At 43.0% G+C, this 12,971-nt stretch carries 11 protein-coding genes; 5 read left to right on the forward strand and 6 right to left on the reverse strand.

Going from position 1 to position 12,971, the window contains the following annotated elements; genetic code table 11:
- Positions 1 to 10: 10 nt before the first annotated feature.
- The 5 genes from DBK98_RS17035 (at position 11) to DBK98_RS17055 (ending at position 3,403) form a co-directional block, all read left to right on the forward strand.
- Positions 11 to 649, forward strand: coding sequence for a vancomycin high temperature exclusion protein (locus DBK98_RS17035; protein WP_005778255.1), 639 nt, complete (start codon positions 11 to 13; stop codon positions 647 to 649).
- A gap of 42 nt (positions 650 to 691) precedes the next feature.
- Positions 692 to 1,468, forward strand: a complete 777-nt coding sequence (locus DBK98_RS17040; RefSeq protein ID WP_032537056.1) for a transglutaminase-like domain-containing protein — start codon at positions 692 to 694, stop codon at positions 1,466 to 1,468.
- 44 nt (positions 1,469 to 1,512) lie between these two features.
- Positions 1,513 to 1,977 (forward strand): hypothetical protein, encoded by a 465-nt coding sequence (locus DBK98_RS17045; RefSeq protein ID WP_032537048.1) that lies wholly within the window; start codon positions 1,513 to 1,515, stop codon positions 1,975 to 1,977.
- Positions 1,978 to 2,221: 244 nt separating this feature from the next.
- Entirely contained in the window at positions 2,222 to 2,650 is a 429-nt protein-coding gene (locus DBK98_RS17050; protein ID WP_005778266.1) for an Hsp20/alpha crystallin family protein, read from the forward strand.
- A 297-nt stretch (positions 2,651 to 2,947) separates the two neighbouring features.
- Positions 2,948 to 3,403 (forward strand): DUF6078 family protein, encoded by a 456-nt coding sequence (locus DBK98_RS17055; RefSeq protein ID WP_032537047.1) that lies wholly within the window; start codon positions 2,948 to 2,950, stop codon positions 3,401 to 3,403.
- Between the two features lie 229 nt (positions 3,404 to 3,632).
- Here the strand turns inward: DBK98_RS17055 and DBK98_RS17060 are convergent, their stop codons facing one another.
- From DBK98_RS17060 to DBK98_RS17085, 6 genes are all read right to left on the reverse strand, one after another.
- Entirely contained in the window at positions 3,633 to 6,704 is a 3,072-nt protein-coding gene (locus tag DBK98_RS17060) for a response regulator (RefSeq protein ID WP_032537046.1), read from the reverse strand.
- Positions 6,705 to 6,837: 133 nt separating this feature from the next.
- Positions 6,838 to 7,956 (reverse strand): ABC transporter permease, encoded by a 1,119-nt coding sequence (locus tag DBK98_RS17065; protein ID WP_032537045.1) that lies wholly within the window; start codon positions 7,954 to 7,956, stop codon positions 6,838 to 6,840.
- Positions 7,953 to 9,053, reverse strand: coding sequence for an ABC transporter permease (locus tag DBK98_RS17070; RefSeq protein ID WP_005778275.1), 1,101 nt, complete (start codon positions 9,051 to 9,053; stop codon positions 7,953 to 7,955). Before DBK98_RS17070 ends, DBK98_RS17065 begins: the two co-directional genes overlap by 4 nt.
- A 3-nt stretch (positions 9,054 to 9,056) precedes the next feature.
- Complete coding sequence (locus DBK98_RS17075) at positions 9,057 to 10,517, reverse strand: ATP-binding cassette domain-containing protein (protein ID WP_032537044.1); 1,461 nt, start codon at positions 10,515 to 10,517, stop codon at positions 9,057 to 9,059.
- A 13-nt stretch (positions 10,518 to 10,530) separates the two neighbouring features.
- On the reverse strand, positions 10,531 to 11,427 hold the full coding sequence (locus DBK98_RS17080; RefSeq protein ID WP_005778279.1) for an HlyD family secretion protein: 897 nt from the start codon (positions 11,425 to 11,427) through the stop codon (positions 10,531 to 10,533).
- A gap of 13 nt (positions 11,428 to 11,440) precedes the next feature.
- A complete protein-coding gene (locus tag DBK98_RS17085; RefSeq protein ID WP_032537043.1) occupies positions 11,441 to 12,697 on the reverse strand; it encodes a TolC family protein in 1,257 nt (418 codons plus the stop codon).
- Positions 12,698 to 12,971 lie beyond the last annotated feature (274 nt).

Below are 12,971 nucleotides of genomic sequence, written 5' to 3' on the forward strand. Positions count from 1 at the left end.
AATATAAAAAATGAAAAAGATTATCTTTATAGGAGCACCTTTATTGCTGACAGTTCTTGTAATTACCATCTATGTATGTAATCGGACTATTCAGAAAAACAGTGAAGCATATCTTTATTCAACAGTATCCGATATTCCCTATAATAAAGTAGGTCTGTTATTGGGCACCTCGCCCAAATTGAAAAACGGGAAAAACAATCTGTATTTCGACTATCGGATTAAAGCTGCCACAGAATTATATAACGCAGGAAAAATCAAATATATATTGGTGAGCGGTGACAATCGGAGAAATGATTATAATGAACCCGAAGAAATGAAGCAGGCATTAATTGCCACAGGTATTCCCGAACAGCAAATCATATTAGACTATGCCGGTCTGAGAACATTGGACTCTGTTATAAGAGCGCATTTAATTTTTGGTCTGGAGCGTTTCACTCTGATTTCACAAGAATTTCACAATGAACGGGCTATTTTTCTGGCTCAGCAAAACCATCTTCAGGTTATTGGATATAATGCTCAGGACGTGAGTGCATATGCCGGCTTTAAAACCAACCTTCGAGAATTACTGGCAAGAGTAAAAGTCTTTATGGATATCATTACCGATAAAGCTCCCAAACATCTTGGGGAAAAGGTAGAGATACCGGAATAATAATTTTAATATTTCCCTAATAACTCAGTTATCATGAAAAACATGCAAAAGTTGCTATTTCTTTTTTTATTGTCGCTGATGCCATTTTCTTTCCTGTGTCATGCTCAGACGACTTATCGAATGGTGACAAGAAATTACTCTCCGGTCACAGATTCTTATCCACAAAAGGTTTCTGATTTTAAAAAGGCAGACAGTGTCTACCATTTCACCGTAAAAGTATCCAAAGCTTATGACGATACCTTAAAAAGAAAAGTAGCAGAAAAGGCCCTTTATATCCCCAATGACATCTATGACGAAGAGGTTGCTCCTTATCTGAACCCAACCAAACTTATCGACTATTCTTCTCCTACTATCGAACTCATAACAGACTCTTTATTCAAAGGTGAAGACAGTACAATGATAATTATTAAAAAAGGCTTAGAGTTTGTATCCCATTATATAAGTTTTGACGATTCTTTAGCCATGGCTATTTCAAAAGGTGATTGTAAAACATTGGATGTAAATCATATCCTCCAAAGAAAGAAAGGTACTTGTAGCGAATACACCAATTTGTTCACGGCACTTATGAGAAAGAAAGGAATTCCTTGCCGTTTTGTTGCCGGCTTTATTTTTATACCTGAACAAAAATTCTATGGATGTCATGCCTGGGCCGAATGTTACCTTAAACAATACGGATGGATGGCAGTAGACCCGCAATCTGGAAAAAGCTGGCTACCGACAACTATAATCCGACTCTTTGCCGGAAAAGATTATACAAACTGCGGACTGAACTCTTTCATAGATTTAGTACCTAAATCTATAGAAATAGTAAAAGAATAAATACATATCAAAAATATAGAAAGGTGAATAACATTTAGATAATTATGGAACAACAACTTCAACTCAACGACCACAACAAACAAGAATATCCCCCTATGCATACAGCAGAGCATTTGCTCAATGCTACTATGGTAAAAACATTCGGATGTCCACGTTCACGTAATGCACATATCGAAAAGAAAAAGAGCAAATGTGATTACGAACTTCCGGTTTGCCCAACCGGGGAGCAGATTCATGCCATTGAAGAAAAAGTAAACGAAGCCATCAATCGTCATTTACCTGTAACCAGTGAGTTCATGACACACGAAAAAGCCAAAAGCATTGTAGACCTGAGTAAGCTTCCGGAAAATGCAAGCGAAATGTTGCGTATTGTTAGAATAGGAGATTACGATGCCTGCGCCTGCATCGGGCAACACGTAGAAAACACATCGGAAATAGGCATCTTTAAAATTATCAGCTACGACTATGCCGACGGAAAATTACGCCTTAGATTCAAACTGATAAAATAGGCATGTAATGGTATCGAACGACCGAGGGATTTTTAACAAATATCTTATCAAAGTATAAATAGGAGAACAATTTGACAGCAAGACAGCAAGATTGGCATTACATCTCTGACATTTAGTCAAACAAAGAAAGAATATGGCACTGGCACAGGTTTTGTATCTTCTTTAATGAACAACGGTTCAAAAGAAAGAGCCGGAGTTCAAAAATTAACCTGAATGTTTAACTAAAAAGATAGGAGACTAAATTATGATGCCTGTTAGAAGATCTCAGAATTGGTTACCAAGTATCTTTAATGATTTCTTTGATAACGAATGGATGGTAAAAGCAAATGCTACTGCACCTGCTATCAACGTAATTGAAACTGAAAAAGCCTACAAAGTAGAGCTGGCTGCACCGGGAATGACCAAGGAAGATTTCAACGTGCGTATTGACGAAGAAAACAACCTGGTAATTTCAATGGAAAAGAAAACTGAAAACAAAGAAGAGAAAAAAGACGGTCGTTATCTGCGCCGTGAGTTTTCATACTCAAAATTCCAGCAGACAATGATTCTGCCTGAAAATGTAGACAAAGATCACATTTCCGCACAAGTAGAAAATGGAGTTTTGAATATTGAATTGCCCAAATTAAGTGAAGAAGAAGTAAAGAAACCGGACAGAACCATTGAAGTTAAATAAGCTCATTGAATAAGGAAAGGTCCCCTAACACAAAGAGGACTAAGGGCTACACCGGAATTATTCTCCCTAAGGAGATGAAGTTCCGGTGTATTTTTTTATAAAGTGCAACACAGTTAGCCCACGTCAAGATGGAATAAAACAAACATTATATCATTATTCCTTCAATAACATCAAGTCTGTCATCCATCTTTTTTTGAATATTCAACCGGCACTTCATCAATTAGATTGCTTTAATTAGGAAATTTGGTAATATATGTTGTACCTTTGTAAAACTATTATTAACCTATTATATATACAATGGAAAAAGAAACGTTCGACTACTCAATGGTTCCCAATAATTTTAGTTTATGTACAGAACAAGATTGTCCAAATGCCGATACTTGCCTGCGTCGCATTGCGTACGATCATGTTCCGGCAAGTATAACTTTTCTGTCTATACTGAATCCGAAAGCAAATAAAGAAGCGACAAGAAAAAGATGTCAACATTACTGTTCAAACGAAAAAGTACGTTATGCTAAAGGATTTGTACGCACTACGGGAGTCCTGACGGTAAATGCAGCGAGTACATTCCGCTACAAGCTAATTGCCACTTGGGGAATCAGACGATATTACCAGAAGCGAAAAGGGGAAACTTTACTCTCTCCCGTCGAACAACTACAAGTCATCTCACTTGCCCAAAAGCTGGGCGTTCATCAAGAAGAATACTTTGATAATTATATAGAAGAGTACAAATGGCATAATGAAACCGATTAAAGGATCACTTCATATTACCAGATCTACCTTTTAACAATAAGGCCTAACTCTTCCGGCCCCAAAGGAATATTCCGTTTACATACCGGGATAAAGGCATTTACATACCGGGGTAAAAGGATTTACGCACGGAGGTAAAAGACGTTACATACCGAGGTAAATGGTTTTACATAGTAATGTAAAACCATGGTAAATATAACATTTTGATAATCAGCGATTATTTAGTAAACCGTCATAAAGCAACATCTGGAGAATAGCAGTATTTACGTAATACAGACATCAGTCTTGCTTTATCTACCGGCTTGGCAAGATAATCATTACAACCGGCTTCTAATGCAGCTGCCTTATCGGAGTCGAAAGCATGTGCCGTAAGCGCTACAATGGGTAATTCCTTATTGAACTTCCGAATCTCAACTGTTGCCGTCAGTCCGTCCATTACAGGCATTTTCATATCCATCAGCAAAAGATCAATCCTGTAGTTCTTCGCCATCTCTACAGCTTGCTGTCCATTCATGGCATGAAGCAAATTATAATGCTTACACAGCATGGCCGATAATAACAGATAATTACTTGAGATATCTTCTGTTATCAGAATCGTCTTTCTATCCAAAGCCGCATTCAGATTCCGACCATATGTCATATTCTCTTCATCTATGCTTGGCCCGATATGCCTTTCGGACTCCCGCTCGGTTTTCACTTCCGGATTGCAAGGAATAATGGCCCAGAACAGAGAGCCTTCATGGTATTTAGATTCAAAACCGACACTTCCTCCCATCGATTCGGTAATTGCCTTACAGATAGAAAGGCCGAGCCCTGTGCCTTGAGCAAACTCATCGAGTTTCTCGAACCGATGGAAAACTTTATTCTTTTTCTCCTCCGGTATGCCGATACCTGTGTCTTTTACATACAGACGGATTCCTGTATCCATTACTTCATACCCCATTTCTATAGATCCTTTCGGAGTATATTTAATGGCATTTGTGACATAATTAGTCATCACTTGTGCCACACGGTTTCTGTCAAGTTTCACCAGACACACATCATAAGGATTAATCGTCACCAACCGGACTTCCGGATTAACCATCCGTTGCTTCATAGAAGATGCCATGCCATTAAAATATTCGGCCAGATCAAAATCTTCATATTTTAGTTCCACCGAACCAGACTCCAATTTCGACAGGTCCAGGATATCATTAATAAGTTTCAGCAACAGTTCGTTATTGGTATTGATAATCTGCATATACTCTTCTCTATCAGCCTGCTCTTCCGAGTTCATCAGTAAATCAGAGAAGCCGACAATCGCATTTAGCGGTGTACGGATTTCATGACTCATATTGGCAAGAAAAGCTGACTTAAGTTTATCCGATTGTTCGGCCAGCAGCTTCGCCTGCCTCAGTTCTTCGATCATTCTCTCTCTATCAGTAATATCATCCACACGAATCACGATGCCATCTATCTCTTCACCTTCACCAAATACGGGAGTAGCCAATACCTCTACAATCCGGTTGTTTTCCGAATGAAACTTTATCTTTTCCATCTGCCTTGATGCCAATACTTTGCCTAACACACAATTTTCACAGGGAGAAGTCCGGTTATGGGCACTCTTATAACAGCACTCTCCCCGCTTATATGCCTCAAAGGAAAGGCTGGACGAACAGACCGATACATTTTCCCATTGCACAACATAATCTTTAGTGATATAAGCCAATCCGGAATTAGTATTATTCAGTACCAATTCATTCTGTCGGATCAGCCTCTTCAGTTTCTCCTTATTCTTCAGCAAAGTCAATTCTGTCTGTTTATAAGATTCAATGCTGATCGTCATGCCGGAGACATACTGATAAGGAGTATCATTAAGAATAGAGGTCTCAAGCACTCCACGGGTTTGCCACCATTCGTAATTCCCGTTTCCCCGCAAGTCCGCACGATATTCTATGTCCCATTCACCACTATCCTGCTTCAGCACTGCATCCATCGTACCGATGAACTGCCTCCGGTCGTCAGGATGCACACATTCTGCAAACTTTTCAAAAGTATTGATGTCCAAAGCATTCCGCCCTATCTTATCAAATCCCTCACCAAAACTGACTCTTTGCTTCGACGGCTCGTAAAACCAAGTATAAGCATTCATCACCTCCATGGATATGGAAAGAACCTTGGCACGGCGTTCAAGGTCATTCTGCAATTTCTGATCCCAACGAATATTGAGCAACAGACGCTTGCTACCATCATAAATGATATTCTTGCGTACAATGGTATCATAGCTGCGACCATCCTTCAAAATAATTCTTTCTACCCCAAAATAAGGCTTGCCGGTAGTAAAAACTTCCAAATCTGTTTTTTGCATGCGCTCCGCCTGTTCACGATCCAGAATGTCACTTACTGTTTCACCTTCATAGGTGCCAAACATCCGCATACTTTCTTCATTACAGAAAACATAACGAAAATCATCTTCCACATCTTTTATGTGTATAGGCAACGGTATGCTATTCAAAATGTTCTCTTGCAATAACTTCCGTCTTTGTAACTCTGTGTTGTTTTTGCGAAACCCTACGTACTTGACAACTTTTCCATCGACTCCCCTCTCATACGGAGAACAATTCAATTTACAATATTGCCACTCTGATGTATCGGACAGTCTAATCCGGCTATCCATTTCATACAGACAATCACAGCCATTAAGCATATCAAGCAAAATGGGTTCCGCTTCTTTCCAATCCTCCGGATGAATATGTTTTTTATAATCTTCAATAGTGAGGGGCTGGGTAGAATCGCAGTTATTAAGTGGTTCATTCTCCGCATAGAACAAATGGGTGCGAACATCAAATTCCCATAAAACCACATCGGCGGCCTGCATGGCCAATGCGGTTTTTTGCTTGCTTTGACGTAATATCTCTTCGGTACGTACCGTTTCGGTCACATCCTGTGCTATAAAAAGGAACTTATCGATCTCCTTATTCTCATCATCTCGGACTACCGATACGGTAATTTCAAAATAACGTATCCCTGATAAAGTTGTCGGATAATAAAATTTGGCTAATTCAAAATCATACTTGACTGTAAAACGAATATTCTCTCCCGCACGCAAGCGGCTCTTCATTTCATCGGGAACATTCGGGTTTTCAAAAATGTTGATACCCAACATATCTTGTTTATCCTTCACCCCCATCATTTTCAGTCCTACACTGTTTATCTCTATCAGGCGGCCTTCACAATCATACAATTCCATCCCTACGGGAAGATTTTCATATATAGTTTGCTGAAGTCTATGGGTTTGAGAAGGGCTTGATGTTTGTTTGCTCATTACGTAATATCTTAGTATATCTGTTTTCTTTCTACAAAAATACACATAAGTTGCAAGCAAACACAGGTTTATCCTAAATTTTCCAGTCTGTTAACCACTTTTCGAATGCTTTTTGAAGCTCTCCACTGCCTAATTAGCCACTCTTCCGATAGCTCTTCACCGCCCCAATATTGAAAAACAGCGCAAAGGCCAGCAAAGCTCCCAGCTGCGGCAATAAATCGATAAACCCGCTCCCCTTGAGATATACCATACGCATCACCTGCATAAAATATTTCAGTGGATTGAGCATAGTGATCCATTGTGCCCACTCGGGCATGCTGCGGACAGGAGTAAATAGTCCGCTCATTAAGATTAGAATCAGCATACAGAACCACATGACAAACATGGCTTGTTGCATGGTAGCCGAATGATTGGAAATGACCAATCCAAGACCGGATACAGCCAAAACAAAGATGATGGCAAAGAAATAGATCACCAGAAAATGGCCTGCAGGAAAAATTCCGTAAAGTGCCCATGCCAGAATAAAACAAAGTGTCAGAACCACAAAGCCTATCAACCAATAAGGAATCAGTTTGGCAAGGATAAAAGTGAACTTTCCGACAGGAGTCACATTGATCTGCTCAATCGTACCGGCCTCCTTCTCCCCTACTATATTCAACGCAGGCAAGAAGCCGCAAAGCATGGTAAGCAGCATCACCATCAGGGCCGGAATCATAAACAGTTTATAATCCAGATTAGGGTTGAAAAGATTCTGAGTAAGAATATCAATCCGGGGCAGATCCCCGTTGGCAGCAACCGGAATGTTTCCACTCTCCGCCTGCAATTCCGTACCATAATCGTTGATGATGGCAGACAGATATGAACTGCCCAAACCGCCCTTGGTCCCATTTACGGCATTGGCGGCCACAAGTACGTGGGCAGCCTCGCCATTCACCCAGTCCTTCTCGAAATCTCCGGGAATTTCAAGCAGCACATCGGCTGTCCCCGCTTCAATCGCTTCCAACCCTTCTTTATAGGAGTCCGGTAAAGCAGTGGTCCGGAAGTAAGTTGAAGCCGTTATCTTATCGACCAGCCTGCGTGAAAGAGCCGAATGATCATTATCTATAATATTCATCCGGATATTTTTTATTTCAAGATTAGCAGCCCAGGGCATAAGAAGCATAATCATGCAAGGGAAGATAAAAATCAACCTCGGCAGGAAAGAGTTGCGGAGCAACTGCTTGAATTCTTTCTCTATAAGATATTTAATCATAACCTGTTTTTGAATTTCTTGAAGCTAATTGTTATCAACACGACTGCCATAAGAGCCAGAATACTGACCTCAGACAGTACAAAAGAAATATCTACTCCCTCAATCATCAATTTACGTACGGCCTGAATATACCAGCGGGCGGGCAGAATATCGGAAATCAATTGCAATACCAGAGGCATGCTCTCTATCGGAAATATCATGCCGGAAAGCAACATTGTAGGCATCATCAAGATCAACCCCGAAGCGAGCATGGCGGCCACTTGCGTCCGTGTCACCGTGGAAATAAGCAATCCCAACGCCAACGACACAAAGATAAAAAGCAATGATACCATTATCAACCAGAACAGGCTGCCTGCCACGGGTACATCAAGTACATAAACTGAAAGCAGCAGAATCGTCGTAAGATTGACAAACGACAGCACAAAATAAGGAACGGCCTTAGCCAGAATAACGAACAAAGGTTTCACCGGAGAAACCAGCAATATCTCCATCGTACCTGTCTCCTTCTCGCGGACAATGGATATGGAAGTCATCATGGCACAGATCAGCATCAGGATAAGTCCCATCACACCGGGCACAAAATTGTAGGCACTCTTCATCTGTGGATTATAGAGCAGTTTCACATCGGGCACAACAGAAGATACGGACATTCCGGGAGGAAGCATTTCCTGTCGGACGGAAGCTATGACATTAGTGGCGTAACCGGCTTGTGTGGTAGCCATATTCGGATCGGTTGCATCGGAAACCAGTTGCACACGGGCATCGCCTGTATACAGATGATTGGCAAATTGTTCGCTGAATACAAGTGCCATGTCGATTTCATTTTCCTGAAACGCCCTTTCCATCTCCTGTGGAGAATGCAACAGGCACTTCACGGAAAAGTATTCGCTGGCATCCAAACGGTCGATGATCTTGCGGGTAACCATGTCATTCGAAGGGTCGAGTACACCCACACGTACATTTTTCACTTCGGTAGTAATGGCAAAACCAAAGAGAATGATCTGAACAACAGGCATCCCTAACAGAATCAACATAGTCCGTCGGTCGCGGAAAATGTGGAAGAACTCCTTTTTTACAAATGCTATAAACTGTTTCATAGGTTAATCGGCTTTACGCACTGCCTTACGGGCCAGTTGCTGGAATACATCGTCCATGGTATCGGCATGAAAACGTGCCTTTAGTCCGCGAGGGGTGTCAAGTGCCTCGATACGTCCGTCTACCATGATAGACACACGGTTACAATACTCGGCCTCGTCCATGTAATGGGTGGTTACAAAGACCGTTATCCCCCGATCTGCCGCTTGATAAATCAATTCCCAGAACTGCCGGCGGGTAGCAGGATCGACTCCTCCCGTAGGTTCGTCAAGAAACACAATCCGCGGATCATGGAAAATCGAAACTGAAAAGGCCAGCTTTTGTTTCCAGCCTAAAGGAAGGCTCTTCACAAGCGTGTCACGCTCGTCGCTGAACCCCAGACGATCGAGAAGCGCCTCTGTCTTTTCGGCTATCTCGCGGTCCTGCATCCCATAAATGCCGGCAAAAAGACGAATGTTTTCCCATACTTTAAGATCTTCGTATAAAGAGAACTTCTGGCTCATGTATCCAATATTCTTCTTCACTTCTTCAGGATGGACGGCAACATCAAAGCCGGCTACCCGTGCTATGCCGGAGGTAGGTTTGCTCAATCCGCAAAGCATACGCATCGCAGTGGTTTTTCCCGCACCGTTCGCCCCGAGAAATCCGAAGATCTCTCCCCGGTTCACCTGAAAGGAGATATGGTCGACAGCCGTGAAATGCCCAAAACATTTGGTAAGCCGGTCTACCTCAATGGCAAAATCATTTTCGGCATGTACTTCCGCACGTTCCAGACCGGGTGGACAAAGAATGTGACTGAACTGTTTCAGGATTCGTTCCGGCACATCGATCCCCTGTATCTCTCCTTCGTTGATAAAAGCGATACGGTCGCATTGCCGGGCTTCATCCATAATCGGAGTAGAAACGAGAATAGTGATTCCCTGCTCCTTGAGATGCCTCAACATTTCCCAGAACTCCTTGCGTGAAACCGGATCCACACCGGTAGTCGGCTCGTCCAGGAACAGAATGCCGGGTTTGTGAATCAACGCACAACTTAAGGCCAGCTTTTGTTTCATACCTCCCGACAAAGCCCCCGCTCTACGTTTACGAAAAGGTTCTATCTGCTGGTAGATATCTTTCACCAAATCATAGTTTTCGCGGATAGTCGTATGAAATACAGTAGCAAAAAAGTCGAGGTTCTCTTCCACCGTCAGGTCCTGATAAAGCGAAAAACGTCCGGGCATGTATCCCACCCGTTGCCGGATTTGTTTGTAATCCTTCACAACATCGAGCCCGTTCACCGTAGCCGTCCCACTGTCGGCAAGCAACAGTGTAGTCAGGATGCGGAAGAGTGTACTCTTACCGGCTCCATCCGGTCCGATGATGCCGAACAACTCACCGGAATTCACGGAAAAGGAAACCTTCTTCAAGGCTTCTACTTCACCGTAACATTTAGTCACGTCACTGACAGATACAGCTGGTTTCATCATCAGGCATCATTTAAAACTTCACTCCACCATACATACCTATTTTGAGCAGTCCGTCGTTCTCCACGGTTATCTTGACGGCATACACCAGGTTGGCACGCTCTTCTTTCGTCAGAATCGTTTTAGGAGTAAATTCAGAACGATCTGAAATCCAGCTTACGACTCCCGGATACTCTTTACGTTCGTTTCCTCCATAGTCGGAGAAAACTGTCACCCGGTTACCGATTTTAACCTGCGAGAGCTGTTCGGATGTGATATAAGCGCGAAGATACATATGATCGACATCTGCCACCTTGAAGAGTGGCTTGCCCACGGCAGCCAGTTCTCCTGCTTCGGCATATTTCGCCAATACAGTACCGCTGATAGGCGAAACAATATGGCACTTCGCCAACTGGTCTTCCACCTGTGCCACCTGAATGGCTACTGACGAGCCTTGTTCCGTAAGACTGTTCGTACTGTTTTGTAAAGACGACATCTGTGCCGCAAGCTGACGCTCGAGCAAAGCGACCTGCGCATCCCAATCATCCAGTTGCTTCTGATTAGCGGCTCCGGCTTTCAAAAGGTTTTCTACACGTTTCTTCTCCCGTTGGGCGGTAGCGATTTGCTGGCGGGTAGCGGCAATCTGCTTGTTGACATCCGGACGTTGGCTTTCAACCGACTTCATACTGGCTTGCAATTGCAGTTTCTTCAGGTAAAGTTGCACGGTATCGATCAATCCCACTTCTTCACCGGATGCCAACCGCGTACCTTCTTCAACATCAAAGCACAGAAGCCTTCCCGAGGCCTCGGCCGATACCAGAACTTCAGTCGCTTCGAAAGTTCCCGTAGCATCATAGTCGGTAGTTCTGCCTCCGCAAGCGGAAAGTAAAGACAGTAAGAATAGACATCCTATAAGTTTATTTGATTTCATAACTGCTATTATATTAGTTATTCGTAGTATATTTCAATTGATAAATATTCATCAGGAGCTGGACTTCATGCAAAGCCTTGGTCTGTCGAGCCAGATTCTCGGAAGTCATATCCCGGAGCATATCGGTAACGGTCATGGTGCCATTAGCCACCTTCGCCTCCGAAGCTTTACGGATATTAGTCCGCAAACGGATAATTTCATCATCATCCACCATCTGACGGCGCACGCTCTCCACGGCACTCTCCTGCTGAGTAGCCTGAATACGGGTGTTAAACAGAAACACATCCCGGTTACTGTCCAACTGTCGGCGACTGGTATCTATCACCCGCCTATCGTTACGCAACGTATACAGGCTGCCGAAGTTCCACGACAAACGGACTCCTGCCACATAATAAGGGGTGAACTCATTTTTCAGCATATTCAGTCCCGGATTGCCATACGCCCCCTGTACGAAGAGCCCGAGACGAGGCATCAGTCCGGTTTTCAAAGCTTCTTCCTGTACTTGTAAGCGTCCGTTCTGTGCATCGAACCATAGCAATTCCGGACGATTATTCGCCATCACCTGTATGTCCGACTCGGCGACCGGCTTCTGTAAAGACGCATTGGCAGGCACTTCTTCGCCTGTCAGCAGCGAAAGCATTGACAGATAGGCCTGGCGTGAAATCGTTAACTCTATCCGCTTTTGCCGGGTGTTCAATTGCTCCACACTGACGGCATCGAGATCGGTCTGACTGGCAATGCCATTTTCAATGTACGAAGAAATCTGCCTGTGGGTACGTTCCAGCTCTTCCAGGAAGAGCTGATTCTGACTCAATTGTTCGTCCAGTAACAGAATCCCGAAATATACCTGATTCACCCGCTCGGTAAGTGCATACATATCCACATTCAGCTTTTCCCGGTCTACGTCCGACATCGCCTTTACCTGCTCTTTCCTTGAACGGATTTCACCACCGTCCCAAATGTTCTGTTTCAGTTCCAACATTACCTGATATTGATCCTTGGACAAGCCCTTGATATCTACCCCGGGAATCTGCACGGGCAGCTCTGTTACCTCACTCTGCCAGGTAGCTTTGCCCGAAAGGGTGAACTGAGGCAGATTAGCTTTCGACGCATTTGCCAGATTATATTCTTTAGTCTTCTCTATCAACCCATACTGCCTCACCAACGGATAGTTTTCCCGGGTTTTCCGTTGGCACTCTTCAAGGGTGATCTGCCCATATATCAGCAGGGCAAACAGAGAAAAAGACAAAGAAAAAATAAATCGTTTCATATTCTATTCCTAATTAATTCTTCTTTCCTGCAAAGATAGAGAATAAGAACACGCAACCAGGTTCCAATTGTTTGCAATAATGTTCTATTAGTTCGATTCTTTAGAATAAATCATATGAATCAAATGCCAACTGTGGATTTATTCAGGATTTAAGATACGCTATCCTTTTATTGAAGCCGTTTATAAATCCATACCTTATTAGAGTCCGCGAAAAGCGATGACCGAAAAAGCAAACCCCGGAAGATGACTCTCCCGGGGTTCCATATTTAGAAAA

This window comes from Bacteroides sp. PHL 2737 (genome assembly GCF_004115325.2).
Lineage (GTDB): Bacteria > Bacteroidota > Bacteroidia > Bacteroidales > Bacteroidaceae > Bacteroides > Bacteroides hominis.

Coding starts and splice junctions, on each gene's coding strand:
- DBK98_RS17035 (WP_005778255.1), top strand. CDS start 11: ATGAAAAAGATTATCTTTATAGGAGCACCTTTATTGCTGACAGTTCTT.
- DBK98_RS17040 (WP_032537056.1), top strand. CDS start 692: ATGCAAAAGTTGCTATTTCTTTTTTTATTGTCGCTGATGCCATTTTCT.
- DBK98_RS17045 (WP_032537048.1), top strand. CDS start 1,513: ATGGAACAACAACTTCAACTCAACGACCACAACAAACAAGAATATCCC.
- DBK98_RS17050 (WP_005778266.1), top strand. CDS start 2,222: ATGATGCCTGTTAGAAGATCTCAGAATTGGTTACCAAGTATCTTTAAT.
- DBK98_RS17055 (WP_032537047.1), top strand. CDS start 2,948: ATGGAAAAAGAAACGTTCGACTACTCAATGGTTCCCAATAATTTTAGT.
- DBK98_RS17060 (WP_032537046.1), bottom strand. CDS start 6,704: ATGAGCAAACAAACATCAAGCCCTTCTCAAACCCATAGACTTCAGCAA.
- DBK98_RS17065 (WP_032537045.1), bottom strand. CDS start 7,956: ATGATTAAATATCTTATAGAGAAAGAATTCAAGCAGTTGCTCCGCAAC.
- DBK98_RS17070 (WP_005778275.1), bottom strand. CDS start 9,053: ATGAAACAGTTTATAGCATTTGTAAAAAAGGAGTTCTTCCACATTTTC.
- DBK98_RS17075 (WP_032537044.1), bottom strand. CDS start 10,517: ATGAAACCAGCTGTATCTGTCAGTGACGTGACTAAATGTTACGGTGAA.
- DBK98_RS17080 (WP_005778279.1), bottom strand. CDS start 11,427: ATGAAATCAAATAAACTTATAGGATGTCTATTCTTACTGTCTTTACTT.
- DBK98_RS17085 (WP_032537043.1), bottom strand. CDS start 12,697: ATGAAACGATTTATTTTTTCTTTGTCTTTTTCTCTGTTTGCCCTGCTG.